We start from the raw sequence: 26,029 nt of genomic DNA on the forward strand, positions 1-26,029 counted from the left end.
CCCTTTGAATATTAAAATCTCTCAGGGGCGAGCAAGACAGGGCATGTCGGAAAGGAGATCCCCACGTCCTGGGTTCAGCACTGTACACCGTATCCCACAAGGGAAGTTATACTGACAAAGCCTTGATTCGACAGTGCCTGTTTTACCCTGTGCCGGTTCTCTCGAACCCACCAGAGCGATAACGTGTATTTGTACAGGAGCCTCGCCATAACGAGATCGTTGTAAAACGAGAGGGATAATACGCCTGTTTAAATTTAGTGCTCAGAAAATTAAATAATGTTTAAGAACGGTTTAGGTAAATCTTATTAATAAAATGTTGAGGGTTTATTTAAGGTTATTCATTTTAAATGGACAATTAAATTATTAACGGGGGAGGGGAAAATGACATGGTTTGATAACCTGCTGAATCATTTTGCGCTATATCCGGCACATCTGTTTGTGCTGTTATTCGTGATGGCGCTGAGCAAATCGACGGTGCTGATCTCCTCCGTGCTGCCGCCTGCGTCGGTGATGCTGCTGGCGGGCATTACCGTCAGCCAGGGGAGCATGCATCCTGCGCTGACGTGGCTCGCCGTGGTGATGGGGGCAACGGCGGGTTCGGTGCTGAATTACCATATCGGCCAACTGATGGGGCATACCAGGATGGTCACGCGCTTCACCTCAAAGCATGCCAATAAGTTCCTGCGGGTCCAGCATCAGCTGCAAAAGAACGGGGTCATCGTGCTTTTTACGTCGCGCTTCCTAGCGGTGTTGCGTTACATCGTCCCGCTGGCGGCCGGGATGCTCAGGCTGAACGCCGTCAAGGTCTACGCCGTCAGCCTGCTTTCCGCCAGTGCGTGGGCGGCGCTGTATGTCGGCGCGGTCACCGGCATCAGCGCCTTTTGAATTACAGGCTCCCCATTCCGCCGTCCACCAGCAGTTCCGTTCCCACCGTGTAGCTCGACTCGTCGGAGGCCAGATAGAGTGCGGCTTTTGCCAGCTCGGTCGTCGAGCCCATTCTGCCCAGCGGCACCAGCTTAATGACCTCTGCCATCATCGCGTTAAGCGCCTCGTCGCTTAAGCCCGTTTTCGTAAACGCCGGGGTTTCCACCGGACCGGGACTCAGACCGTTGACGCGGATCCCGCGCGGCAGCAGCTCCGCCGACAGTGTACGCGCCAGCGACAGCAGGGCGGCCTTGCTCGCGGCATACGCGCTGCTGGTGGGCAGGCCGATGCGCGCGCTCACGGAGCCGCAGAGGATCACCGAGGATGGGTTATTCAGCAGCGGCAGCAGCGCCTGAATTAAAAAGAACGGTCCCTTCAGGTTGATGTTCATCAGACGGTCCCAGGCCTCTTCCTGCCAGACTTCCAGCGGCGCGTGCGTTACGTCACCGGCGTTGAGAAAGACCGCATCCAGGCGTGGCCAGCGGGCGGTGAGGGTCTCCGCCAGCGCTTTTTGCGACGAAATATCGCCTGCGTCGGTTGGGATCACCCAGGCCTTATCGCCCAGAATGCGCTCTGCTTCGGCGAGGGTATCCGGGTTGCGTCCGGTCACGGCGACGCGCGCCCCTTCAGCGATAAACGCCTGCGCGGTGGCGAGACCGATACCGCTGGTGCCGCCGGTAATCAACGTATACTTATCGGTTAAACGACCCATGTTCTTCTCCTGAAATGTCTCTGGAGAAAGCACTATAGAAACGTTAGTATCGAAAGGAAACCAGGTACCAAATGGATACTAACGAGGCAAGAGGTGTGAAATGGCAGAGATGCTGGAAGCGTGCTGCGAAAAAAAATCTGAGGCGTATACCTGCCCGATGACGCAGTTTGTGAACCTGATTTCCGGTAAGTGGGCGATCCCCATTCTCTATCGCCTGATTGTGTTCAATACGCCCGTTCGCTTTGGCGATCTGCTGCGGGCCGCTGCCCCCATCACCCAGAAAGAGCTGACGAAGCAGCTGCGCCTGTTTGAGCAGCGCGGGCTGGTGACGCGAACGGTCTACCCGGAGATCCCGCCGCGCGTGGAGTATCAGATCACCGAGCTGGGGCTAACCCTTCAGGACGCACTCTCGCCGCTGGCCGCCTGGATGAGCGAATACGGCGACCAGCTTCAGCGTTAGGCTACTGTTTTACGTAGCGCGGATCCCCGCTTCATCGGTGAGATAGGCCACCAGAATATCGACTGCGACCCCGTAGCGCGCGTCGCGAACAATCAGCAGCGACCACCAGTCGCCGATAATATCCAGCGAACGGGCTACGGGGCAGGTGCTCTCTTCAAGGCGGGTACGTTTCACAGCGAATTCTCCGGTGGGGTATGGTTTTTTTATAAAACTCATCGGCACACGCCGTAAGCACGTTAATCATCAGTTTGAGAAATGCTTCCCGAAAAACCTGTCACGGATCTGTCACACTCAGGGCGACATTAAAAACGTGTGAGGAATTAGGGATGAGAAAAGCACTACTCGCAGTTGCCGTGGCAGGTACCCTTTCCGTGACCTTTGGCGCACAGGCGCAGGACACGCCGGACGGCTATCAGCTGGAACAGGTGCTCATCATGAGCCGCCACAACCTGCGCGCGCCGCTTGCCAATAACGGCAGCGTGCTGGAGCAGTCCACGCCGAAGCAGTGGCCGGAGTGGGACGTCCCGGGTGGACAGCTCACCACCAAAGGTGGCGTACTGGAAGTGTATATGGGTCACTATATGCGCGAGTGGCTGGCAGAGCAGGGGATGGTGAAGACGGGTGAATGCCCGCCAGCGGATACCGTCTATGCCTACGCCAACAGCCTCCAGCGCACCGTGGCGACCGCGCAGTTCTTTATCACCGGCGCGTTCCCCGGGTGCGATGTTCCTGTGCATCACCAGGAAAAAATGGGCACCATGGACCCCACCTTCAATCCGGTCATTACCGATAACTCCCCTGAGTTTCGCGAGAAAGCGCTGAAAGCGATGGAGACGGAACGGCAGAAAATGCAGCTGGATGAAAGCTACAAACTGCTGGAACAGCTGACAAACTACAGCGACTCGCCGTCCTGCAAGGAGAAAAAAGTCTGCTCCCTGACGGAGGCGAAAGATACGTTCAGCGCCGATTATGAAAAAGAACCGGGCGTCTCCGGGCCGCTGAAGGTGGGTAACTCGCTGGTGGATGCGTTCACGCTACAGTATTACGAAGGCTTCCCGACAGACCAGGTGGCCTGGGGGGAAATCAAAACCGATCAGCAGTGGCGCGTGCTGTCGAAGCTGAAAAACGGCTATCAGGACTCGCTGTTTACGTCGACGGAGGTGGCGCAGAACGTGGCTAAACCGCTGGTGAAGTACATTGATAAAGCGCTGGTGACCGACCAGGCAAAAGCGCCAAAAATCACCCTGCTGGTGGGGCACGACTCTAACATCGCCTCGCTGCTGACCGCGCTGGACTTCAGGCCTTATCAGCTGCACGACCAGCAGGAAAGAACCCCGATTGGCGGTAAAATTGTCTTCCAGCGCTGGCATGACAAAAACACTAATCAGGAGCTGATGAAAATTGAGTATGTCTACCAGAGTTCAGAGCAGTTGCGTAACGCCAGCGTACTGTCGCTGCAATCCCCTGCGCAGCGCGTGACGCTGGAGCTGAAGGGCTGTCCGGTGGATGGCAACGGCTTCTGTCCTGTCGATAAATTCAATGCGGTGATGAACAACGCGGCGAAATAGAAGAGAGCTCCCGCTGCACAAGCCTGTCTCTTATAAACAATGTCCCTGATGTTTGAGCCAGGCTTCTTTTCAGATCGTTTCCGTGTCGACGACCTGAGCGGTGAAACTGTACTCGGCCAGCAAAACGTGAGTAATTATATAAATAATTTGTATCCTTAGCAGGTCTAATTATTTATCTCCTCCATTTATATCCAATACTGTTATTTCCCTCTCAAAGATCAGATATTTACAACAAATTTGAATTATGTAAACTTTTTACTTTACCCATTCTATTAGCGTGGTTTCTGGTATGGATAACTGGTCAGCGCTTTTTGACGGACAGACCCGATACTTTCTGGACATTAATGACAGTACAGTGAAGCCGGATGTCCTGCGTTTTCGCGGCAGGGAAGCTCTGAGCGAGCCCTTCCGCTGGGACATTGAGTTCACCTCCGTGCAGGCGAACATTCCCCCGGAACAGGTGCTGATGAAATATGCCACCTTCCGGATGCGGAGCGGCAAAAGTGTTCACGGTATGGTGACCCGCCTGGAGTGGCTTTCCACCACCGCCGACCAGTCGCATTACCGGGTGGAGCTGAGCTCCCGTCTGGCGCTGCTCAGCCTTACCCGCCAGTGTCGCATTTTCCAGAACCAGTCCGTGCCGGAGGTGGTGGAGCTGGTTCTGCGTCAGCACGGGCTGGAAGGGCCGGACTTTGAGTTTCGTCTGGAGCGCAGCTATCCGGCGCGTGAGCTGATAACCCAGTGGCGGGAGACGGATTTACAGTTTATCCAGCGCATTCTGTCCGAGGTGGGAATTTACTGGCGAACGGAGATGGATGATGTGCGCGGTCTGGATACGTACATTTTTGCCGACAGCCAGCTGAACTACCGGTTTGATGTGCGCCTGCCTTACCGTGAGCCATCGGGTCTGTTCGACGGTGCGGCAGAATCGGTCTGGGATGTGCGGACCTGGCACAGGGTAGTCACCGGCACCGTCGCCACGCGGGATTACAACTACCGGACAGCCACCACGCCGATGGATGCGACGGTCAGCGTACGCAGTAATGCGGTGACGACGGGTGAGCACTACCGCTACAAAGCGCCGTACCGGGAAGCAGGCGACGACAGCGACCCGGAGCCGGAAACCGAATCCGGCGCATTTTATGCCCGGCTTCATCACGAGCGGGAACTCAATAAATCAGCCCGCATTCACCTGTTCAGCAACGCCTCACACCTCGCACCCGGTCAGGTGCTGGAGCCGCAGGGCGATGTCATTACGGCCCTGAAAGAGGGGGTCATCCTCACGCTGGTGACCTTCCGGGGAGCGCGGGATTCCCGCCTGCATGTGTCGGTATGGGGCATGCCCTACACCGAACGGTACTGTTTCCGCCCGACGGAAGTTTCGCGCCCGGAAATTCACGGCACGCTTCCGGCGCGGATTGAGAGCCGGGAAAAGAACGATATCTACGCCCACCTGGACGACCAGGGCCGCTACCGCGTCAGGCTGGACTTTGACCGGGACGATGCTGAACAGGGATTCGCATACCTGTGGCTGCGGATGGCGAAGCCGTATGCCGGAGAAACGTACGGCTGGCATACGCCACTGACCGACGGGACCGAAGTGGCGATTGCGCACAGCAACGGCGACATCGACCTGCCGTACATCGCGTATGCGCTGCACGACTCGGAACACCCCGACCCCGTGACCCGCGACAACCACACCCGCAACGTGCTACGCACGCCCGCCAATAACAAGCTGCGGATAGAGGATAAGCGCGGTGAGGAGCATATCAAGCTCGCGACGGAATATGGCAAAACGCAGCTTAATACTGGTCACCTGGTTGACGCTCAGGGAAAAGCCCGCGGTCAGGGAACGGAGCTACGCACCGACGAACGGGGAACCCTGAGAGCAGGGAAGGGGTTGTTTGTCAGTGCAGATGCGCAGGCGAAAGCGCAGGGTGATGCGCTGGACATGGATGCCGCACTGAAGGAAATCGGCCGGCTTAACCAGCAACTGCAACAGCTGGAAATGGCGGCAGAACAGGCGCAGGCGCTGAAGGCGGATGTCGACAGCCAGATACAGATGTTTGAGCAGCGGCTGAAGCCTCTCAATGAGGTGCTGCTGATGTCCGCTCCGGAAGGGATGGCGCTGACCAGCGGGGAGCATCTGCAAATGACAGCCACAAAAAACGTTGCCGTTAACGCCGGGGGCGATATCAGCGCCGGAACAATGGGCAATCTGACGCTGCTTACCGGGGAGAAGCTGGGGCTGTTTGCCCGGACAGGTCAATTGAGCGTCAAGTCAGGGGAAGGGCCGGTAGGTGTCCAGGCACAGAATGCCAGCCTGCGGCTGTTTGCGGAGAAGAAGCTGACGATGAGCTCGGCGGGTGACATCTCTCTGGCCGGGAAAAAAGGTATCACGCTGATTGGTGGCGGCAGTTACCTGAAACTTGAGGCGGGGAAGGTTGAATACGGCACGACAGCAATGTACCTGCGAAAGGTGAAAAGGACGATGGCGGCGGGAAGCATTACCCTAGAACAGGGGCCGACTGAAATGCCCGCTCCATTACCAAATTTATCATGTGGTCCAAATACAGCGTATTTCAGGGTCCTGGATTTCTTAACAGGATCTGAAAATATTGAGTTTGCATATCAATTACAGACATCTACCGGTACAGTGGCAGGAAGAACGGATTCAGCCCTGACGCATGTAGTAAATTCAGATACAGAAGAAAACGTAAACCTGGTCTATGTTTTCCAGATCAGAGCGGGGACAAGGTAATGGCAGTTTCATCAACAACAACCACAAAAGAGCAGGAGCAGCAGGAAAAGAAGGTCAGTGTTGATTTCTTTCACATTGATATGATTCCCAATGCAATGAGAAAGATGGGCTGGGAAATGGCACCCAAATTAATGGAGCATTGGTTCAGTATTTTCCCAGCTTACTCATTTAATAAAGAATCAAAAACGGAACTTTTAAACTGCGATGCAAGAAGCATCCCTCCATCTAAGGTGAATGATAACATTGTTAAAATGGCATGGGCGAATCAGTATCCCCAGGTTAAAAATGGTATTAATGAGCTTAGGTCAACGTGGCACACCATAAATAGCCGAAAGATATTAAAAAATCATATATCCAAGTTAGATATCTCTGAAGGGGAAACTATTAAGTTTGGGTTTTCAGATGATGTGAAAGAATTAGATGCGACAGCTCAGGCTAATTTTCTTATAATTGGCGATGAATTCGATACGATAAATGATTGGTATGGCGCAATTGGTAATTGTAATTTAAAAGTATGCGTCCGTGGGACAGTCAATCTACTTAATGATATACTTACTCTGACTATTGAGTCTTTAGGGTTTTATATTAAAGATACATACGACTTTCTGGATAATCATAAATTTGGTATCGATATACCAGAGTCATTAGGCATTTGGGGGAAAGAACGAATTCTAAATAAAGTGGAAACACTTTCGTATATGTCATCCTACGGATCATGTGCATTTGGACTTTTAGTTGAAATATTTCCCGGCTTTGTGCCAGTGTTTAATTCCGACTTCAGGAAATGGCAAAAAAAACATAACACTGGTGGAGACTATATAGTTTTTTCTGATTTGCTTTGGCTGCCACCATTAGATAAAGACCGTTTGGTGATTCTATGAATAAAATGAAAAGGTTGAAATTATGTCTATTATTCACACCATTTTTTATATTGTGGATGATTTTATCACCAACAGCCTTCACTGGAGATTTCAACAAAACACACGAAAAAATTAGTGAAGATGGAAAATACAAAATTGTGGCTTATTATGTCCTGCCCACTACCCCAGTATCTTTTTTTCAATGGGCTTTCGAAGGTGATGTTTTTTTGGTACTGTATGATGCGGATAATAATTATTTAGGCCAAAGTTCACCATTTTGGTTTACAGACCAATATACTATTTTTGGAAATGATATACTTTTCCCTGATGATACTGATGGAGAAGATAAGTCATTATATCTTAACGGGGTAAATGATTTTACCGAAGGTTACACAATCCCCGTCAAAAAGAAAAAATGGTGGAGTGTTTTTTACTCATTTTTTTATTGAATAGTAAAAACCCAAAAATGATGGTTGTTTTATGATGAAGCGAGTTTTCAGTGCTTTTTTATCGCAGTATTAATTGTTGCTTTTCTACAAAGAATATGTTATTGGCCTCTATTTAGTGTTAAACCTGTTCGCAGGCCGCAATTGATAGTGAGGTCTGGCTGCTCAGGGATCGCAAAGCGGTAGATGCCGCTGATTACCCGACCTTGCTTCGCAAGACCGATACGGTACTTCAGGACGACGTACTGGCGTCAAAGAACTGCGGGTGATGCCTGTCCGCATGTGTAGCTGTTGCCGAAGTTGGTGACTCAATGATGAGCAGTATAATTTTCATCTCTTTAGCCGCCCATATGCAGCAAAACATCAGAATTAAGCAAATACCAAACAGAAAGAACCAAACGGGGGAAGATGCAAAAATCCTCCGGCAATAGCGCTGGAGGATGAGTGTATAGGAGACCCCCGCGCGGGCGGGGGGAACGTTCAGACGTTTTTACGTTCGATGGTTTGCTCGCCCCAGAACAGCGAGTCTTTGTCGGTTTTTTCGAAGGCGCGAACCAGCACTTCATCGTTGCCTTCTTCCCAAATCTGCTCAGCCAGCTTTTCGTCATAATTGGCGACTTCAAAGATGGCTTCGGCAATCTCCGGAGAGGTATTGCGTAAACTTGCCCATTCACCCACGTGGTGAGCTTTGGATTCTTGAGTTGGCATACTTGTCCTCCTGTTGGGTTAGCCGTTCAGTTTTTTGGCAAGACCCGCGACGTATTCACCCTGATAGCGGGCGATTGAAAGTTCTTCATTGCTTGGCTGACGAGAACCATCCCCACCGGCAATGGTTGTCGCGCCATACGGTGTCCCGCCACGAACCTGGGAAACATCGAACAGTTCCTGCGCGCCGTAGCCAATCGGCACAATCACCATCCCATGATGGGCAAGGGTAGTCCAGGTGGAGGTGATCGTCTGCTCCTGGCCGCCGCCCGTGCCGGTAGAGCTGAACACGCTGGCCAGCTTGCCGTATAACGCGCCGGAGGCCCAGAGCCCGCCCGTCTGGTCGAGGAAGGTGCGCATCTGGCCGGACATATTGCCGAAGCGGGTCGGGGTGCCGAAGATAATGGCATCATAGTCCGCGAGCTCCTGTGGGGTAGCGACCGGGGCGTTTTGTGTTTTCCCCCCGGCTTTGGCGAAGGCTTCCGCCTGCATGGTTTCCGGTACGCGTTTAACCACGACCTCAACGCCGTCTACTTTGTTTGCGCCTTCTGCTACTGCGTGAGCCATGGTTTCAATGTGTCCATACATGGAATAATAGAGCACCAGAACTTTTGCCATTTTGCATCACTCCTCGTTGGTTTTTCTTACAGCGGATCGCTGCGTTCCTTTAAAGATATGACATCACAGCCAGACTGCAAAAATGAACGGCATTTCTTTGATATATAACAATATCTTTTGGTTACGCGCCTTGTAGCAAAATGAAACAACTTTCACGGCGCGGATTTTTCAAAATATAAGAAAGGCTTATGAATGACTTCCCCGATATTTCATACGAAAGGCTGAGATCATGTTGCAGAATATTACCTCTCGCTTGCCGGATAGCCGCATTACACTAAGCTTAGTTTCACGCGGCACAGATAAAGGCACTGTCCTTGAGCCGCGAGGTGAAAGAATCCTCTTTTACTGAATGCAATATGATGTCTAATGTTTCACACTCTGGAGGTTAGAGATGGCAAACCATCGTGGTGGTTCAGGTAATTTCGCTGAAGACCGTGAAAGAGCATCAGAAGCAGGTCGTAAAGGTGGCCAGTCTAGCGGGGGCAACTTTAAAAACGACCCTCAGCGCGCATCAGAGGCTGGTAAAAAAGGGGGTAAAAATAGCCACGGCAGCAACAAGTAGTACGCCGGGTTAACTCCCTGCCGCCGGGTTTCCCGGCGGTTTTTTTATGTCTGCTGCATTGAACTGTCATCAAAGGCATCGCACACTACAGGATTGATTCTTCGTGCTGGTGTCCCATGTCCGTTTCCCGTTTTACCTTCTCCATTAAGCCTCAGGAAGCGATCCTGATTTTGATCACCATGTTCTGGGGCGGAACCTTTCTTGCCGTTCAGTACGCGGTCACGATGAGCGATCCGTTTTTCTTTGTAGGGCTGCGCTTTGCAACCGCGGCGATTGCCGTGGCGCTTATTTCGCTGAAGACCCTGCGCGGGTTGACCCTGAGAGAGCTTAAAGCGGGTGTCGCCATTGGCGTGGCGATTGCCATGGGCTACAGCCTGCAAACGTGGGGGCTCCAGTCTATCTCCAGCAGTAAATCCGCCTTCATCACCGCCATGTACGTACCGCTGGTGCCACTGTTGCAGTGGCTGTGCCTCGGCAGAATGCCGGGCCTGATGTCGTGCATTGGCATCGTGCTGGCGTTCATCGGACTTATTTTATTAGCCGGGCCGGAAAATAATCTGCTGGCGCTGGGGCCGGGGGAGATCATCACTCTGGTGGGGGCCGTCGCCATTGCGGCAGAAATTATCCTGATTAGCGCCTGGGCAGGAAAAGTGGACGTCAAGCGGGTGACGGTGGTGCAGCTTGCCACCGCGTCGCTGGTGGCGTTCGCGACGATGGCGCCGGCAGGGGAGTCCGTCCCGCCGATGTCTACCGGGCTTATCGTCGTGGCGCTGGGGCTGGGCATTTTCAGCGCCATTATCCAGGTCACCATGAACTGGGCGCAGCGCAGCGTATCCCCGACACGGGCGACGGTCATTTATACCGGTGAACCGGTGTGGGCGGGTATTTTCGGGCGACTCGCCGGGGAGCGTCTGCCCCTGCTGGCGCTGGTGGGCGCGGCGTTTATTGTTCTCGGCGTGCTGGTGAGTGAGTTAAAACTCAGAAAGCGTCGGAATGCGGTGAACGATTTAACGGCCGAATAAGCTTTTGATTGAAATAAAGGGCAGGTTTAACTACGATGTGTACGGATGAAAACCGTACACGATAAATGAAACCATGCCAGCACTCAAAAAACAGCGTATCGATCTTCGCCTGTCGGACGAAGACAAAACAATGATTGAAGAAGCGGCAGCGATGACCAACCAAACGATCACCCAGTTTATGGTGAACAGTGCGTCAGAGCGTGCTGCCGAAGTCATCGAACAGCATCGGCGTCTCGTATTAAACGAAGCCTCATGGAATGCCGTTATGGATGCCATCGACAATCCACCAGAGCCAAATGAACGCCTGAAGCGAGCGGCGAAACGTCTTCGAAACATGGAGTGAAGCGTCGTGGCAAATCTCACGATCGAAATGTTATCAGAGGGAACCGATTACGATTTCGGCGATTTCGATTGTGGTGAACCCTCGCTAAATGCCTTCCTTACCGAGCACCTGGTACGTCAGCACGGCGGGCGTAATTTACGCGGCTACCTGCTTAAAGAACGCGACCATCCGCGTGTCCTGGGCTATTACACACTTTCGGGAAGTTGCTTTGAAAAAGCGATGCTTCCTTCAAAGACTCAGCAGCGCCGCATCCCATACAGCAACGTCCCCAGCGTGACGCTGGGGCGTCTGGCTGTCCATAAAGAACTACAGGGAAACGAGTGGGGAACAACGCTTGTCACACACGCTATGCGCGTGGTTTATCTGGCGTCGCAGGCTGTTGGCGTCCACGGAATTTTTGTGGATGCGCTTAACGAACGGGCCAAACGATTTTATCTGAAGCTGGGGTTTATCCCGCTGGCAGGTGAAAACAGCAGTTCGCTGTTCTTCCCCACGCAATCTATCGAACGACTGTTTGAGCAGGCATGATCGCTCTTCAGGAACATGCAGGTCGGGTAAGGCGTCGCCGTCACCCGACGTGTAGATTTCATGGATCCTGAGTCGCCACGGCGCCCTGCGGCGCGGCAGCCACCCGGTGGCTCAGCAGGGCGTTGAGCAGGATCGCGCCGAAGGTCGCCGTGCCAATCCCGCCCACCGTAAACCCGCCCAGCGTCAGGGCGAAATCACCCGCCCCCAGCACCAGCGTTACCGCCACCATGATCAGGTTACCGTTCTGGCTCAGATCAACATGGTTCTGCACCCAGATGCGTGCCCCCGCGACGGCAATCAGACCAAATACCACAATCGAGGCGCCGCCAATCACGGGTGCCGGGATGGTGTGGATCAATGCGCCGAATTTCGGGGAAAAGCCGAGCAGCATCGCCATCACCGCCGCCGCCACGAAGACCAGCGTCGAATAGACTTTGGTCACTGCCATCACGCCGATGTTTTCCGCGTAGGTGGTCACGCCGCTGCCGCCGACCGAGCCGGAGAGCATGGTCGCCAGACCGTCTCCCACAAACGCCCGCCCCATATACGGATCCATATTGCGCCCGGTCATTCCCGCTACGGCTTTCAGGTGGCCCAGGTTTTCAGCCACCAGAATCACCGCGACAGGCGCGATGAGCATCATCGCCTGAGCGTTAAAGGTGGGTGAGGTCATCTGCGGCAGGCCGAACCAGGCGGCCTGGTGAATCAGTGTGAAATCAACCGGTTTGCCGAGACCGAACACGTTCGCCAGCAGCGCGTAGACCAGACAGGCCGCAATCAGCCCGACCAGGATCAGCAGACGCTGGATCATGCCGCGCGTAAAGACCGCCACCACGCCGATGCACAGCACCGTTATCACCGCCATCCAGCTTTCAAATGGTGAGCCGGATACGCTCTTCACCGCAATCGGCGCGAGGTTCAGGCCTATCGCCATCACCACCGCCCCGGTGACGACGGGGGGCATCATCCGCTCGATCCAGCGCGTGCCGACTTTCATCACCACCAGACCGGTCAGGGTGTAGACCAGCCCACAGGCGATAATGCCGCCGAGGGCCACGCTCAGGTTGGGGTTAATACCCTGACCGTTAAACCCGGTCGCTGCAATGACCACCCCCACGAAGGCGGCGCTGGAGCCCAGATAGCTGGGCACACGCCCGCCGGTGACAAAAAAGAACAGCAGGGTACCCATACCCGACATCAAAATGGCGAGGTTAGGATCCAGCCCCATCAGCATGGGCATCAGCACCGTCGCACCAAACATCGCGACCGCATGCTGCACGCCCATCACCATTGTCTGCCCGAGCGGGAGCCTTTCATCCGGCGCGACCACGCCTTCTTCTGTGGAGGTCGATTTCAACTGCCAGTGGGGAAGTCCGAACATAATCTGTCTCCTGAATGCGGATTAACAGGCGGGTCGCATAAGTGCGTGATAGCCGCGGTCGAACCACACCAGCCCTTGCGGCGCCGGGTGGCGTACGATGGATACGATGTCGCAAAACAGAATGTCGTGAGTGCCAACGCTCACCACCTGGCTGATGCGGCAGTCGAACGAGGCCAGCGCATTTTCCAGACGTGGGCAGCCCGTGTCGCCTGTCTGCCAGCGGGCAGCGGCAAAGCGGTCCGCCATCGGCGTTTTCCCGCCAAACAGGTTGGATAAAGGCTCCTGTCCGGCACTCAGCGTGTTAACGCACAGGGTGCGGTTCTCGCTGAAAATCGGCCAGACCGACGCGCCGCGGTTCAGGCACACCAGCAGGGTAGGCGGGGAATCCGTGACGCTGCATACCGCGCTGGCGGTGAAGCCCGCCAGGCCTGCCGGGCCGTCGGTGGTAATGATATTGACCGCTGCGCCGACGCAGGCCATAGCGTCGCGAAAGGTTTGTTTATCCGGTGTCATCACGTTCGCTCCTTACGCCAGCCCGCAGGCATCGTCAAAGGCCAGACGCGGCAGGCGTCCGTACAGTTTGGTCGCATCGCCATAGCCGATGTTAATCAGCAGATTGCTTTTGAGTAGCGTGCCCGTGAAAAAGGCCGCGTCCACTTTTTCCCGGTCAAAACCCGACATCGGCCCGGTGTCCAGCCCGAGCGCGCGGCAGGCGAAAATCAGGTACGCGGCCTGCATTGAGCTGTTGCGAAAGGCGGTCTCTTCCGCCAGCGCGGGGCTTGCGGTAAACCAGCTTCTGGCATCGCCGTGCGGGAACAGTTCAGGCAGGCGCTCATAAAACTCGCTGTCCCAGGCGACAATCGCCGTGACCGGGGCCGTGAGCGTTTTCTCCAGGTTGCCGCTGGAAAGCGCCGGGCGGAGCTTCTCTTTTCCTTCCGGGCTTCGCACAAACACAATGCGCGCCGGTGAGCAGTTGGCGGACGTCGGCCCCCATTTCATCAGGTCATAAATCTCGCGCAGCGTCTCGTCACTGACCGGTATATCCAGCCAGCCGTTATGGGTACGTGCGCCGGTAAACAGCGTTTCCAGCGCGGCGGGCGTGATGGCTTCGCTCATTCAAGCTCCTTACAAAGCGGGTTCTGGGCTGTGCAGCAGGCTCGCAAGCCCGTTCAGCAGCAGAGTGTTAAAGGTGTCCGGCGCGGTAACGTTGCAGGCATGCCCGCCCTGGCGCATGACCGTTTTGCGGGCGTGCGGGAGGGCGGCGTGCAGTTCAGCGGAGCAGACGGACGGCACCAGCAGATCGTCGGTGGAACAGATAATCTGCACGGGGCAGCGAACGCGTGCCGCGTGGCGGCTAAAATCGGCCTGCTTCAGGGCATGTAGCCTGCGCAGCAGATTGGCTTTGCCCTGAAAGTGGGCCAGCGCCAGCGCGTCCTCGGCCTCCAGCCGCGGGGCGCGGGCGGCCATCCAGTCTGCCGGGTAGAGGAACAACGGCTGCGCCTCTACCCACGCCTGCGCGCCGCCCGCATGCAGCAGGCGTTCGCGAACGTCAAAACAGCGGCGGGTATGGGCATTGAGGGTCAGCCAGCCGTTGACGCGGACCAGCGCGGTGAGGGCGTCGGGCTTATCGATAGCCAGCCGCAGGCCGACCAGCGCCCCCAGCGCGTGACCGACCACGCAGTAACGGGCGATCCCGGCCCCGGCTAACGCCAGCGCGAGCTCGTCGGCCATGTGTGCGAGGGTGTAGTCTTCCGGCAGGGTATCCGGGTTATTCCCCGTGCCCCGCTGGTCGTAGCACACCACCTGATACTCCTGCCCCAGCACGGCGAGCTGAGGCAGCCAGTAGTTGCCGCTGCCGCCGAGCCCGGCAATCAGCACCACCACGGGCGCACCCGCAAAGGGGGGCGGGGAAATGGACAGTTTCATGGCCGCCTCACTTTGCAATGTGCGCAACGGTGGCAATTTCAACCAGCGCTTCGGGCTTTACCAGCCCGCACTGGATGCAAAACCGCGCCGGTTTATCGCCGGGGTAAAACTCCGCGTAGATTTCGTTAATCGCGGCGTAGTTTTTCCAGTCGGTGATAAAGATGCTGTTGAAGGTCACGTCCTCCATCGTCCCACCCGCCGTTTCGATCACGGTTTTGATCGTCTCCAGCACGTGGCGGGTTTGCGCCTTTGGGTCATCGATAAACACCACGTTGTTATCTTTATCAAACGGCAGCGTGCCCGAGACATACACCACGCCGTCAGCGAGGGTGCCGGGGACAAACGGGGCAATCGGGGTGCTGGTGCCCGGCGGAATAATCACGGATTTCGGCATAGCGGTTCTCCTCAGGCGATGCGAGCGAGCGGGGGATCCAGCGCGTCGCAGAAATCATTGACGTTACTGACCCAGCCAAAAAAGGTTTCGATATTGAACAGGGCGGCTTTCTGGGCAAAATCCGGCCCGGCCTGATGGGTGGCATCCTCCAGCACCACCCCAAAATACTCGAGGAAAAAGCCGTCGCGCAGGGTCGACTCCACGCACACGTTGGTGGCAATGCCCGTAAAGACCAGATGACGAATGCCCCGGCTGCGCAGCAGGCTGTCGAGCGGGGTATTGAAAAAGCCGCTGTAGCGCGGTTTCGGCAGCACGATATCGCCGGGTTCCGGTACCAGCTCATCCACCAGCTGATAATCCCAGCCGCCTTTCGCCAGCAGCGTGCCCTGGAGTTCGGGCCGTTGGCGCATGGTTTTCAGGGCGTTGGAATTGTGAAAGTTGGGTGAGCCGGGACCGCCAGCCTCGACGTACTGCTCGTCCCAGCCGTTCTGGAACCAGACGATCAGCATGCCCGCAGCACGCGCGGCGCTCACGGCGGTTTTGATGTTCTCAATCACCGGCTGCGTGGTGGAGACGTCAAACCCGGCCAGATCCAGATACCCGCCTTTACTGGCATAGGCGTTTTGCATATCCACCACGATCAGCGCGCTGCGCTGCGCGTCAAAGGTAATGGCTTCCGGGCGAGCGTTGAGGGTCGTCATTACGCCACCTCCTTCGTCACGGCAGGGATGTGGGCGCGGCACTGCATCAGCGGCTGAATGCGCTCGCCGAAAGTTTCCACGCCGGTGAGAAAATCATCGAAGGTCAGCAGCACGCCTTCGGCGCCGGGCACGGCAGCCACTTCGTCGAGCATTCTGGCGACGCTGGCATACGAGCCAACCAGGGTGCCCATGTTGATATTGACGGCAGACGTCGGGTCGGCCATCTGGCGAACGTTGGTGTCCGCGCCGGAGCGGGTATCCTTCTGGCTCTGCTCGGTAAGCCAGCTCAGCGCTTCGTCATCCGCGCCGTCCTTGTATCGTTCCCATTTGGCGCGCGCGGCGTCGTCGGTTTCGTCGGCAATCACCATAAACAGCACGTAGGAGCCCACGTCGCGCCCGGTTTTGTCGGCGGCCGCTTTCATGCGTGCCGCGGTGGGCGCGAAGCCGGCCGGGGTGTTAACGCCTTTGCCGAAGCAGAAGTTGAAGTCGGCGTATTTCGCCGAGAATTCCATTCCCGCGTCGCTCTGTCCGGCGCATATCACCTTCATCGGCACCGACGGCTGCGGGCTGACGCGGCAGTCGTTCATGGTGAAGAAGTCGCCTTTGAAATCGCTTTTGCCGGTGCCCCACAGATCGCGCAGCACCTGCACATATTCAGTCAGGTAGTCGTAGCGACGGGAGAAGTAATCGTCCCCCGGCCAGATCCCCATCTGCTCGTACTCCGGCTTTTGCCAGCCGGTGACCAGGTTAACGCCAAAGCGCCCGCCGGAGATGGAGTCGATGGTGGAGGCCATCCGCGCCACGATTGCCGGGGGAAGGGTAAGGGTGGCGGCGGTGGCGTAAATCTGGATGCGCGAGGTTACCGCCGCCAGGCCCGCCATCAGGGTGAAAGACTCCAGGTTGTGGTCCCAGAATTCGGTCTTACCGCCGAAACCGCGCAGCTTGATCATCGAGAGCGCAAAGTCGAAGTGGTAGTGCTCCGCTTTCTGCACGATGGCTTTATTCAGCTCAAAGGTCGGCATGTATTGCGGGGCAGTGGTCGAGATAAGCCAGCCGTTGTTGCCGATCGGTACAAATACGCCAATTTTCATCACGAACCTCTCTTCATTACGTCGCAGGTGTCACGATGTTTTTGCAAAGGCAGTGCCAGTTTTGAAAATCACTTTGTTATTAATGTGTTAAATGATGGTTGTTAAAATTAACAGCGAAAATGTGGACTGGATGGTCAAAATCATTGCACAGAAAACAGGCACTCATGCGCGCTGAGGGTGCAGAAGGTCGTGGCGAGACGGGGGTTTTGCTATGCTGAGCGCAGGACAGAAAATGGAGAGCGAAAATGACACAAGGCGCAGTGAAAACACCCGGTAAACGTTCGCAGGCGGTGAGCGCCAAGAAACAGGCGATCCTCAGCGCTGCGCTGGAGACATTTTCGCAGTTTGGTATTCACGGTACGCGCCTTGAGCAGGTGGCGGAGCAGGCCGGGGTGTCCAAAACCAATCTGCTCTACTACTACCCGTCAAAAGAGGCGCTCTATATCGCGGTGATGCAGCAGATCCTCGATATCTGGCTGGCACCTCTCAAGGCGTTTCGCGAAGAGCTGGCCCCGCTGGTGGCGATAGAGGAGTACATACGCCTGAAGCTGGAGGTATCGCGTGATTACCCGCAGGCATCAAGGCTGTTCTGCCTGGAGATGTTGCAGGGCGCGCCGCTGTTGCAGGCGGAGCTGACCGGCGATTTAAAGCAGCTGGTGGACGATAAATCGGCCATTATTGCCGGATGGGTCGCCAGCGGAAAACTGGCGCCCGTCGATCCGCATCATCTGATCTTCATGATTTGGGCCTCAACCCAGCACTACGCTGACTTCGCGGCCCAGGTCGAGGCGGTGACCGGTAAAACGCTCCAGGACGAGGCGTTTTTCCAGAGCACCCTGGAAAACGTACAGCGGATGATTATCGAAGGGATCCGCGTGCGCTAGTTTCCCGGCGGAAGAGGACAGCTTAAGTCGCCCTCTTCACACTGCATCAGCGTGGCCAGAAACGCTTCGCGCTCCGCGGTTTTCTCCGCCAGACACTGGTTAACAATCATTGGCTGAACGCTCCCGCCTTCCGTACCCGAACCGATAAACGCACAGTCCGCGTCGCGCAGGCTAATCCACGCCTGCTGCGCCTTTTTCAGGAGATCGCGCTGAGGCGCTGCCGCACGTTTGATGGCGGCCTGATACGTCTCGTTGAGCTTTTTATCGGCGGCCTGGTACTGCTGCGCGCTACAGGTGTTCAGTTCAAGCTGGGTGGTCGCGTTATCGCACTCGTCGGCCAGCGCGCTGGCGCTCATGAGCAGGGCTGCACCTGCGAGAAATACTCTTTTCATCATCCCCTCCATGTAAAAAAGCCGGATACGCTGTGCTTATCCGGCCTGGGCTATTTTGTAGCCCCGGTAAGCGTAGCGTCACCGGGGAGAGTTTACACGATTAACCGATTGTCATCAGGCTGGCGTTACCTCCCGCCGCCGCGGTGTTGACGCTGAGCGAGCGCTCAACGTACAGGCGCTCCAGCAGCAGGTTGGTCTCCCCGCGGGCGAAGCCCTGCACCGAGACAATCGCGCCGCTGCGGGCCGCCACCTGCTCGCACAGTTCGCGTAGCTGGTCGGAATCACCGTGGTAGATCACCGCGTCAAACGGCTGGGTCAGCAGGGCATCGGCTTTCGCAAAGCGAATGCGGGCCGAGACCGCTTTTGGCAGCTGTTTGGCGAGGTCGCGATGCAGGGCATCTTCCGGCCACAGCACCTCACAGCCCGTTGCCGTTGCGGCTGCCAGCTGCACCAGCGCGTCCTGCTCGTTATCCGCCACGCACAGCACACGCTCGCGCGGCATCAGCGTCCAGGTGTTGCGCTCACCGGTAGGACCCGGCAGCAGACGCTGTGTTCCCGCCTGCGCCAGCTCGCCGTACTGCTGTGCAATCGCATGCAGCTCGGGACGATTTTCAGCCCACTTAATCAGCGCGTCCAGCGGTTGGGTCAGCACGGCTTTCACCTGCGCATCCACCGGATATTCCGCGTCCTGACGCGCCAGCGTCACGCCCAGCGCATTTTCCGGACGGTTTGCCAGCAGACGGTACAGATAGAGCGGACCGCCCGCTTTCGGGCCGGTGCCGGAGAGACCTTCACCGCCGAATGGCTGCACGCCCACGACCGCGCCAACCATATTGCGGTTGACGTACAGGTTGCCGACTTTAGCATTGCCGGTCACCTGGGCAATAGTTTCGTCGATACGGGTATGCACGCCAAGCGTCAGGCCGTAACCCGAGGCGTTGATCTGATCTATCAGCTCGTTGAGGTTGTTACGGTTGTAGCGCACCACGTGCAGTACCGGACCGAAGACCTCTTTTTTCAGCTCGTCGAAGCTTGCCAGCTCAATCAACGTTGGCGGCACGAAGGTGCCGGTCTGCCACTCGCGGGCATCTTCGCTGTTCTCGCGCACCGCCTGGAACACCGGACGGCCTTTGGCACGCATGGTCTGAATGTGGTTTTCGATGTTGGCTTTGGCTTCCGCGTCGATCACCGGCCCGATGTCGGTGGTGAGACGGCCCGGGTTGCCCATGCGGCATTCCGCCATCGCACCGCGCAGCATCTTCAGCGTGTGGTCAGCCACGTCATCCTGTAAGCACAGTACGCGCAGGGCGGAACAGCGTTGGCCCGCGCTGTCGAAAGCAGAGGCCAGCACGTCAACGACGACCTGCTCGGTGAGCGCGGAGGAGTCCACGATCATGGCGTTCATGCCGCCGGTTTCAGCGATCAGCGGGGTAGGACGGCCCTGCGCATCCAGACGGGTGGCGATGTTGCGTTGTAGCAGGGAGGCCACTTCGGTAGAACCGGTAAACATCACGCCGCGTACGCGGTTATCGGAGGTCAGTTTGGCCCCGACCGTTTCACCGCGCCCTGGCAGCAGCTGCACCACGCCCGCCGGTACGCCCGCTTCCAGCAGAATGCTAATGCCCTGGGCGGCAATCAGCGGGGTCTGCTCTGCCGGTTTCGCCAGAACGCTGTTGCCTGCGGCCAGCGCCGCGGCAATCTGGCCGGTGAAGATCGCCAGCGGGAAGTTCCACGGGCTGATACACACCACCGGGCCGAGCGGACGGTGGGTTTCGTTGTCGAAATCATCGCGCACCTGACCGGCGTAGTAGTGCAGGAAGTCGACCGCCTCGCGCACTTCGGCGATGGCGTTGCTGAAGGTTTTACCCGCTTCACGCACCAGAATGCCGATAAGCTGCTGCATCTGATCTTCCATCAGCACCGCCGCGCGTTCCAGAATGGCGGCACGCTCCTGCGGCGGGGTGGCAAACCAGATTGGCGCGTTGTTCACCGCGCTCTCCAGGGCCTGCTCCACTTCCGTTTCCGTGGCTTCGCGCACGTAGCCGACGATATCCTTCGGCTCTGCCGGGTTGATCACCGGCTGCATTTCACCGTCCTCAACGGACTGCTCAAGGATCGGCCTGGCCTGCCACTTCTGCAATGCGCTGTTAAGCAGGGCGGAAGAGAGCGACGCCAGACGGTGTTCGTTCGCCAGATCCAGACCCGCCGAGTTGACGCGGCCCGCGCCGTACAGCTCGCGCGGCAGGGCAATTTTCGGATGCGGCAGACCAATCTGGCCTTCCTGCGCCGCCATCTTCTCAACGGCCTGTACCGGATCGGCCACCAGTTCGTCCAGCGGCAGGGTGGTATCGGCGATGCGGTTAACGAAGGAGGTGTTCGCCCCGTTCTCCAGCAGACGACGCACCAGGTAGGCCAGCAGGGTCTCGTGGGTACCTACCGGGGCATAGATTCGGCACGGACGGTTCAGCTTGCCGTCGGCCACTTTACCGGTCACTTGCTCGTACAGCGGTTCACCCATGCCGTGCAGGCACTGGAACTCGTACTGGCCCGGATAGTAGTTCTGCCCGGCCAGGCTGTAGATCGCCGCCAGGGTATGGGCGTTGTGGGTGGCGAACTGAGGATAAATCAGGTTCGGCACGCCGAGCAGTTTTTTCGCGCAGGCGAGGTAAGAGACGTCGGTATAGACCTTGCGGGTATAGACCGGATAACCTTCCAGACCTTCCATCTGGGCGCGTTTGATTTCGCTGTCCCAGTAGGCGCCCTTCACCAGACGGATCATCAGGCGGCGACGGCTGCGGCTGGCCAGGTCAATCAGGTAGTCAATGACGAACGGACAGCGTTTCTGGTAGGCCTGGATAACGAAACCAATCCCGTTCCAGCCCGCCAGCTCCGGCTCGAAGCACAGTTTTTCCAGCAGGTCGAGGGAGATCTCCAGACGGTCCGCCTCTTCGGCGTCGATGTTGATGCCGATGTCATACTGGCGCGCCAGCAGGGTCAGGGACTTCAGGCGCGGGTAGAGTTCTTCCATCACCCGGTCGTACTGCGCACGGCTGTAGCGCGGGTGCAGGGCGGAAAGCTTGATAGAGATGCCCGGCCCTTCATAAATACCGCGACCGTTGGACGCTTTACCGATGGCGTGGATCGCCTGCTGGTAGGAGACCATGTAGGCCTGCGCGTCGGCGGCGGTCAGCGCCGCTTCACCCAGCATGTCGTAGGAGTAGCGGAAGCCTTTGTCTTCCAGCTTGCGGGCGTTCGCCAGCGCTTCGGCAATGGTTTCCCCGGTGACGAACTGCTCGCCCATCAGGCGCATCGCCATGTCCACGCCCTTGCGGATCAGCGGCTCGCCGCTCTTGCCGATGATGCGGTTCAGAGAGCGCGACAGGTTGGCTTCGTTATGGGTGGAGACCAGCTTGCCGGTAAACAGCAGGCCCCAGGTGGCGGCGTTAACGAACAGGGACGGACTGCGGCCAATGTGGGAGTGCCAGTTGCCGTTGCTGATTTTGTCGCGGATCAGGGCATCGCGGGTGGCTTTATCCGGAATACGCAGCAGCGCTTCCGCCAGACACATCAGCGCCACGCCTTCCTGCGAGGAGAGGGAGAACTCCTGCAACAGACCCTGCACCATACCGGCGCGTCCGCTGGCGGTTTTCTGGTTACGCAGCTTGTCGGCGAGCTGATACGCGAGGCTGTGCGCCTGAGCGGCAACGGCTTCCGGCAGGCGCGCCTGCTCCAGCAGCATCGGCACGGCGTCGGTTTCGGCACGGCGGTAGGCGCCGGTAATGGCGGCGCGGCTGACGGACTGCGGCAGGATCTGCTCGGCAAATTCCAGGAACGGCTGGTGGTTCTCTTCAACAGCCGTCGCGGCCTCTTCGCTTTCGTTCGCTGCACCCGCCAGCAGGGCAGGCAGCTCCGGCAGACCTTCTTCACTCTCCAGTCTTTCCAGATAGTTAAAAATCGCCTGCTTGATTAACCAGTGCGGTGTGCGGTCGATGCGGGTCGCAGCGGTTTTAATCCGTTCGCGGGTAGCGTCATCCAGCTTAACCCCCATGGTGGTCATCCCCATGCCAAAACTCCTGTTGTTCTGTAATAGCGTTCTGTTGATAGCGTGAAATATCCACCATGTTGCAACTTTGTGCAACCGTGTTAAATGTGACCTGGTCTGCAAGCTGGAAAATGAATGGATTGTTAACGATTAGTTAGCTGTGAAAAAGAACGTGCGGCGGTTTCTGAGCCCAGTTTTTATGCGGTGCTTAACACTTTTTAAAGGTGCAACCCGTAAAAGCGTGAGCGAGTGCAACCTATAGGAAAGACGTATAAAACCAGGGATGAAATTCATGTAAATGCAGTGTTAAATCGTTTGTCAGTGGGATGCGTATACGGCAGGATAGCGCGCCCAACGGAAACACATACACACATCACTACGTTCCGGTGATGACATAACAAGGCAACCCGGACGGTTGTCGCTCGACATTTTGGAGAATTTGAATGGCTATTAGCACACCGATGCTGGTGACATTTCTCGTTTATATTTTTGGCATGATCCTGATAGGGTTTTTGGCATGGCGTTCCACTAAAAACTTTGACGACTACATCCTCGGCGGGCGCAGCTTAGGCCCGATGGTCACCGCACTCTCTGCGGGCGCTTCCGACATGAGCGGCTGGCTGCTGATGGGGCTGCCGGGCGCGATTTTCATCTCCGGTATCTCCGAAAGCTGGATCGCCATCGGCCTGACCGTCGGCGCGTGGATCAACTGGAAGCTGGTGGCAGGCCGTCTGCGCGTGCACACCGAAGCCAACAACAACGCCCTGACGCTGCCGGACTACTTCACCGGACGCTTTGAAGATAACAGCCGTATCCTGCGCATTATCTCCGCGGTGGTGATCCTGCTGTTCTTCACCATCTACTGTGCCTCCGGCATCGTGGCGGGCGCGCGCCTGTTCGAAAGCACCTTCGGCATGAGCTATGAAACCGCCCTGTGGGCCGGCGCCGCAGCAACCATCCTCTATACCTTCGTGGGCGGATTCCTGGCGGTAAGCTGGACCGATACCGTGCAGGCGAGCCTGATGATCTTCGCCCTGATCCTGACTCCGGTGATTGTCATTTTCACCGTCGGCGGCTTTGGCGAATCGCTGGAAGTGATCAAGCAGAAGAGCATCGAAAACGTCGATATGCTGAAAGGGCTGAACTTCGTCGCCATTGTCTCTCTGATGGGCTGGGGCCTGGGCTACTTCGGCCAGCCGCACATTCTGGCGCGCTTCATGGCGGCGGATTCTCACCACACCATCGTTCACGCGCGTCGCATCAGCATGACGTGGATGATCCTGTGTCTGGCGGGGGCGTGTGCGGTCGGCTTCTTCGGTATCGCGTACTTCAACAACAACCCGGCGCAGGCGGGCGCGGTGAACCAGAACGCCGAGCGCGTATTCATCGAGCTGGCGCAGATCCTGTTCAACCCGTGGATTGCCGGTATTCTGCTCTCCGCGATCCTGGCGGCGGTGATGTCCACCCTGAGCTGTCAGCTGCTGGTGTGCTCCAGCGCCATCACCGAAGACCTCTACAAAGCGTTCCTGCGTAAGGGCGCGAGCCAGAAAGAGCTGGTGTGGGTAGGGCGCTTTATGGTGCTGGTGGTTGCGCTGGTGGCGATTGCGCTGGCGGCAAATCCGGAAAACCGCGTCCTGGGGCTGGTGAGCTACGCCTGGGCGGGCTTCGGTGCGGCATTTGGTCCGGTGGTGCTGTTCTCTGTACTGTGGTCACGCATGACCCGCAACGGCGCGCTGGCGGGGATGATTATCGGTGCGGTAACCGTTATCGTCTGGAAACAGTTCGCGTGGCTGGGCCTGTACGAAATCATTCCGGGCTTCATCTTCGGCAGCCTCGGTATCGTGGTGTTTAGCCTGCTGGGTAAAGCGCCGTCTGCGTCTATGCAGAAACGCTTTGCGGAGGCGGACGCGCACTATCACTCAGCGCCGCCGTCTAAGCTCCAGGCTGAGTAATTTTCCCCTCACCCTCACCCTAACCCTCTCCCCGGTGGGGAGAGGGAACAGACCGTTCACCAGTGTGAGTAATAATAAATGATGATTAAAACAGGGTTGATGGCGGCGGCATTAATGCTGCTGGCGGGTTGTAACGCGCCCACGCAGCACGCGCCGGTAGAAACCTGCAAAGCAGAAAATCAGATGCAGCAGACCACGCTCTATTTCGGCTTAAACCGTCCTGCCGGGGCGCAAATCACAGGCAACGAATGGCAGCAGTTTGTCGACCAGGACGTGACGCCACGCTTTCGCGATGGTTTAACGGTATTTGATGCGCGCGGTCAGTGGCTGGGGAATGATGGAAAAGTGGCGCGCGAGCCGAGCAAGGCATTGATGCTGATCCACGCTAAAGACGCGCAGAGTGAGAAGAATATCGAAGCGTTGCGCGGGATCTATAAGTCACGCTTCGCGCAGGAGTCGGTGATGCGGGTCGACCAGCCGGTGTGCGTGCAGTTTTAATGAAAACGGCGGGATAACCCGCCGTTGTTGTATCGTAGGCCCGTGCAAGCGAAGCGCCGCCGGGCACAAAACTTACAGCACCAACCCCGCAAAGCTCGCCGACAGCAGGCTTACCAGCGTTGCCCCGTATACAAGGCGTAAACCAAACCGCGACACCACGTTACCCTGTTGCTCATTCAGACCTTTTATTGCCCCCGCCACAATGCCAATGGAAGCGAAGTTAGCGAACGACACCAGGAACACGGACAAAATCCCCAGCCCGCGCGGTGACATTTGATGGGCTATTTTTTGCAGCTCGATCATCGCCACAAATTCATTCGCCACCAGTTTAGTTGCCATAATGCTCCCCGCGCTTAAGGCATCGCTCAGCGGAATACCAATAAGCCACGCCAGCGGATAAAACACATAACCCAGAATCTGCTGGAAGCTCATGCCAAATATGCCGGAGAAGAGGGCGTTAATGGCGCTAATAAGGGCGATAAAGCCAATCAGCATCGCCAGAATAATCATCGCCACCTTAAAACCGGCCAGAATATACTCGCCCAGCATTTCAAAGAAGCTCTGGGATTCGTGCAGTTTTTCCAGCCTGATATCCGGCTCCGCTTCCGGGCGGGCCGGGTTAATGACCGAAAGAATAATAAAGGTGCTGAACATGTTCAGGATCAGCGCCGCGACGACAAACCTGGCGTCGAGCATAGTCATATAGGCCCCGACAATCGACAGCGAAACCGTCGACATGGCCGTGGCAGCCATCGTAAACAGACGACGCGAGGAGAGATCGCCCAGCACGCCTTTGTAGGCAATGAAGTTTTCCGACTGACCGAGGATCAGCGAACTCACCGCGTTAAAGGATTCCAGCTTGCCCATGCCGTTCAGTTTTGACAGCAGCGTCCCGATCACCCGAATAAAGATCGGCAGAATACGCCAGTGCTGAAGAATACCAATCAGCGCCGAGATAAAAATAATGGGGCAGAGCACGCCAAGGAAAATGAACGCCAGCCCTTTTTCACCCATCCCGCCAAAGACAAAATTCGTCCCTTCGGCAGCGAATTTAAGCAGCGACTCAAAGAAACCGGAAACGTATTTAATAATAAACAGGCCGCTTTCTGCGTGGAGGAAAAAGAACGCCAGCGCGATTTCGATCACGATCAGCTGTAAAACGAAACGAATACGAATTTTTCGGCGGTCGAAACTCACCAGCCAGGCGAGCGCAAGAATAATCACCAGCGCCAGCAGGAAATGGACAATTTTAAACATGG

General features: G+C 56.7%; 26 protein-coding genes, 2 pseudogenes and 1 riboswitch. Of the genes and pseudogenes, 14 read left to right on the forward strand and 14 right to left on the reverse strand.

Going from position 1 to position 26,029, the window contains the following annotated elements; genetic code table 11:
- Positions 1-52: 52 nt before the first annotated feature.
- Positions 53-222: riboswitch (M-box (ykoK) riboswitch) on the reverse strand.
- A 159-nt stretch (positions 223-381) separates the two neighbouring features.
- Complete coding sequence (locus ACOTWU_RS02385; RefSeq protein WP_040117468.1) at positions 382-885, forward strand: DedA family protein; 504 nt, start codon at positions 382-384, stop codon at positions 883-885.
- 1 nt (position 886) lies between these two features.
- Here the strand turns inward: ACOTWU_RS02385 and ACOTWU_RS02390 are convergent, their stop codons facing one another.
- On the reverse strand, positions 887-1,636 hold the full coding sequence (locus ACOTWU_RS02390) for an SDR family oxidoreductase (protein WP_015570880.1): 750 nt from the start codon (positions 1,634-1,636) through the stop codon (positions 887-889).
- A 100-nt stretch (positions 1,637-1,736) separates the two neighbouring features.
- On the opposite strand from ACOTWU_RS02390, the gene ACOTWU_RS02395 reads away from it, so the two are divergent.
- Positions 1,737-2,096, forward strand: a complete 360-nt coding sequence (locus ACOTWU_RS02395; protein WP_040117469.1) for a winged helix-turn-helix transcriptional regulator — start codon at positions 1,737-1,739, stop codon at positions 2,094-2,096.
- A gap of 66 nt (positions 2,097-2,162) precedes the next feature.
- Here ACOTWU_RS02395 and ACOTWU_RS02400 read toward each other — a convergent pair.
- Positions 2,163-2,270, reverse strand: a pseudogene (locus ACOTWU_RS02400) (winged helix-turn-helix transcriptional regulator); the annotation flags it as partial.
- 152 nt (positions 2,271-2,422) lie between these two features.
- Here ACOTWU_RS02400 and agp point away from each other — a divergent pair.
- From agp to ACOTWU_RS02425, 5 genes and pseudogenes are all read left to right on the forward strand, one after another.
- Positions 2,423-3,664, forward strand: a complete 1,242-nt coding sequence (agp, locus tag ACOTWU_RS02405; protein WP_017693667.1) for a bifunctional glucose-1-phosphatase/inositol phosphatase — start codon at positions 2,423-2,425, stop codon at positions 3,662-3,664.
- Positions 3,665-3,953: 289 nt separating this feature from the next.
- Positions 3,954-6,425: a type VI secretion system Vgr family protein gene (locus ACOTWU_RS02410; protein WP_080375758.1), complete on the forward strand. Its 2,472-nt coding sequence runs from the start codon at positions 3,954-3,956 to the stop codon at positions 6,423-6,425.
- Entirely contained in the window at positions 6,425-7,306 is an 882-nt protein-coding gene (locus ACOTWU_RS02415) for a DUF6402 family protein (RefSeq protein ID WP_252049312.1), read from the forward strand. The genes ACOTWU_RS02410 and ACOTWU_RS02415 overlap by 1 nt, the downstream gene beginning before the upstream one ends.
- The gene (locus ACOTWU_RS02420) at positions 7,303-7,734 is read left to right on the forward strand and encodes a DUF6201 family protein (protein ID WP_050597034.1); all 432 of its coding nucleotides are present in this window, start codon (positions 7,303-7,305) and stop codon (positions 7,732-7,734) included. The genes ACOTWU_RS02415 and ACOTWU_RS02420 overlap by 4 nt, the downstream gene beginning before the upstream one ends.
- 152 nt (positions 7,735-7,886) lie before the next feature.
- A pseudogene (locus ACOTWU_RS02425) lies at positions 7,887-7,988 on the forward strand (type VI secretion system lipoprotein TssJ); the annotation flags it as partial.
- Positions 7,989-8,211: 223 nt separating this feature from the next.
- Here the strand turns inward: ACOTWU_RS02425 and ACOTWU_RS02430 are convergent.
- A complete protein-coding gene (locus ACOTWU_RS02430; RefSeq protein WP_006809324.1) occupies positions 8,212-8,439 on the reverse strand; it encodes a YccJ family protein in 228 nt (75 codons plus the stop codon).
- A gap of 18 nt (positions 8,440-8,457) precedes the next feature.
- Positions 8,458-9,054, reverse strand: coding sequence for an NAD(P)H:quinone oxidoreductase (gene wrbA / locus ACOTWU_RS02435; protein ID WP_003858109.1), 597 nt, complete (start codon positions 9,052-9,054; stop codon positions 8,458-8,460).
- Positions 9,055-9,445: 391 nt separating this feature from the next.
- On the opposite strand from wrbA, the gene ACOTWU_RS02440 reads away from it, so the two are divergent.
- The 4 genes from ACOTWU_RS02440 (at position 9,446) to ACOTWU_RS02455 (ending at position 11,509) form a co-directional block, all read left to right on the forward strand.
- Entirely contained in the window at positions 9,446-9,616 is a 171-nt protein-coding gene (locus tag ACOTWU_RS02440) for a general stress protein (protein WP_001273664.1), read from the forward strand.
- Between the two features lie 116 nt (positions 9,617-9,732).
- A complete protein-coding gene (locus ACOTWU_RS02445) occupies positions 9,733-10,638 on the forward strand; it encodes a DMT family transporter (protein WP_126498948.1) in 906 nt (301 codons plus the stop codon).
- Between the two features lie 73 nt (positions 10,639-10,711).
- Complete coding sequence (locus tag ACOTWU_RS02450) at positions 10,712-10,981, forward strand: DUF1778 domain-containing protein (protein ID WP_001303459.1); 270 nt, start codon at positions 10,712-10,714, stop codon at positions 10,979-10,981.
- 6 nt (positions 10,982-10,987) lie between these two features.
- Positions 10,988-11,509: a GNAT family N-acetyltransferase gene (locus ACOTWU_RS02455; RefSeq protein WP_126498947.1), complete on the forward strand. Its 522-nt coding sequence runs from the start codon at positions 10,988-10,990 to the stop codon at positions 11,507-11,509.
- A 58-nt stretch (positions 11,510-11,567) separates the two neighbouring features.
- Here ACOTWU_RS02455 and rutG read toward each other — a convergent pair whose 3' ends face one another.
- The 7 genes from rutG to rutA are packed head-to-tail and all read right to left on the reverse strand — an operon-like array spanning position 11,568 to position 17,002.
- Positions 11,568-12,890 (reverse strand): pyrimidine utilization transport protein G, encoded by a 1,323-nt coding sequence (gene rutG / locus ACOTWU_RS02460; protein WP_126498946.1) that lies wholly within the window; start codon positions 12,888-12,890, stop codon positions 11,568-11,570.
- A gap of 21 nt (positions 12,891-12,911) precedes the next feature.
- Positions 12,912-13,403, reverse strand: coding sequence for an NADH-dependent FMN reductase RutF (gene rutF, locus ACOTWU_RS02465; RefSeq protein ID WP_015570873.1), 492 nt, complete (start codon positions 13,401-13,403; stop codon positions 12,912-12,914).
- 12 nt (positions 13,404-13,415) lie between these two features.
- Complete coding sequence (locus ACOTWU_RS02470) at positions 13,416-14,006, reverse strand: malonic semialdehyde reductase (RefSeq protein WP_047052687.1); 591 nt, start codon at positions 14,004-14,006, stop codon at positions 13,416-13,418.
- A 9-nt stretch (positions 14,007-14,015) separates the two neighbouring features.
- Positions 14,016-14,816, reverse strand: a complete 801-nt coding sequence (gene rutD, locus ACOTWU_RS02475; RefSeq protein ID WP_252049311.1) for a pyrimidine utilization protein D — start codon at positions 14,814-14,816, stop codon at positions 14,016-14,018.
- A gap of 7 nt (positions 14,817-14,823) precedes the next feature.
- The gene (gene rutC / locus ACOTWU_RS02480) at positions 14,824-15,210 is read right to left on the reverse strand and encodes a pyrimidine utilization protein C (RefSeq protein WP_126498945.1); all 387 of its coding nucleotides are present in this window, start codon (positions 15,208-15,210) and stop codon (positions 14,824-14,826) included.
- Between the two features lie 11 nt (positions 15,211-15,221).
- Entirely contained in the window at positions 15,222-15,911 is a 690-nt protein-coding gene (gene rutB, locus ACOTWU_RS02485) for a pyrimidine utilization protein B (RefSeq protein ID WP_126498944.1), read from the reverse strand.
- On the reverse strand, positions 15,911-17,002 hold the full coding sequence (rutA, locus tag ACOTWU_RS02490) for a pyrimidine utilization protein A (RefSeq protein ID WP_126498943.1): 1,092 nt from the start codon (positions 17,000-17,002) through the stop codon (positions 15,911-15,913). The genes rutB and rutA overlap by 1 nt, the downstream gene beginning before the upstream one ends.
- Before the next feature lie 245 nt (positions 17,003-17,247).
- On the opposite strand from rutA, the gene rutR reads away from it, so the two are divergent.
- A complete protein-coding gene (gene rutR / locus ACOTWU_RS02495) occupies positions 17,248-17,886 on the forward strand; it encodes an HTH-type transcriptional regulator RutR (RefSeq protein WP_003858090.1) in 639 nt (212 codons plus the stop codon).
- Here rutR and ACOTWU_RS02500 read toward each other — a convergent pair.
- Both ACOTWU_RS02500 and putA read right to left on the reverse strand, forming a co-directional pair.
- A complete protein-coding gene (locus ACOTWU_RS02500; protein WP_017384770.1) occupies positions 17,883-18,278 on the reverse strand; it encodes a lysozyme inhibitor LprI family protein in 396 nt (131 codons plus the stop codon). The genes rutR and ACOTWU_RS02500 overlap by 4 nt on opposite strands.
- A gap of 100 nt (positions 18,279-18,378) precedes the next feature.
- Positions 18,379-22,341 carry a trifunctional transcriptional regulator/proline dehydrogenase/L-glutamate gamma-semialdehyde dehydrogenase gene (putA, locus tag ACOTWU_RS02505; protein ID WP_023303409.1) on the reverse strand — a complete coding sequence of 1,321 codons (3,963 nt, stop codon included), beginning with the start codon at positions 22,339-22,341 and terminating at the stop codon, positions 18,379-18,381.
- Positions 22,342-22,763: 422 nt separating this feature from the next.
- Here putA and putP point away from each other — a divergent pair, with 422 nt between their 5' ends.
- Complete coding sequence (gene putP, locus ACOTWU_RS02510) at positions 22,764-24,272, forward strand: sodium/proline symporter PutP (protein ID WP_017384768.1); 1,509 nt, start codon at positions 22,764-22,766, stop codon at positions 24,270-24,272.
- A gap of 78 nt (positions 24,273-24,350) precedes the next feature.
- Entirely contained in the window at positions 24,351-24,770 is a 420-nt protein-coding gene (locus ACOTWU_RS02515; protein WP_040117480.1) for a DUF3574 domain-containing protein, read from the forward strand.
- Positions 24,771-24,842: 72 nt separating this feature from the next.
- On the opposite strand, the gene ACOTWU_RS02520 is transcribed toward ACOTWU_RS02515, so the two are convergent.
- Positions 24,843-26,027: a NupC/NupG family nucleoside CNT transporter gene (locus ACOTWU_RS02520; protein ID WP_017384766.1), complete on the reverse strand. Its 1,185-nt coding sequence runs from the start codon at positions 26,025-26,027 to the stop codon at positions 24,843-24,845.
- Positions 26,028-26,029: the final 2 nt, after the last annotated feature.

Source organism: Enterobacter cloacae complex sp. GYL001, from assembly GCF_049237125.1.
Lineage (GTDB): Bacteria > Pseudomonadota > Gammaproteobacteria > Enterobacterales > Enterobacteriaceae > Enterobacter > Enterobacter hormaechei_C.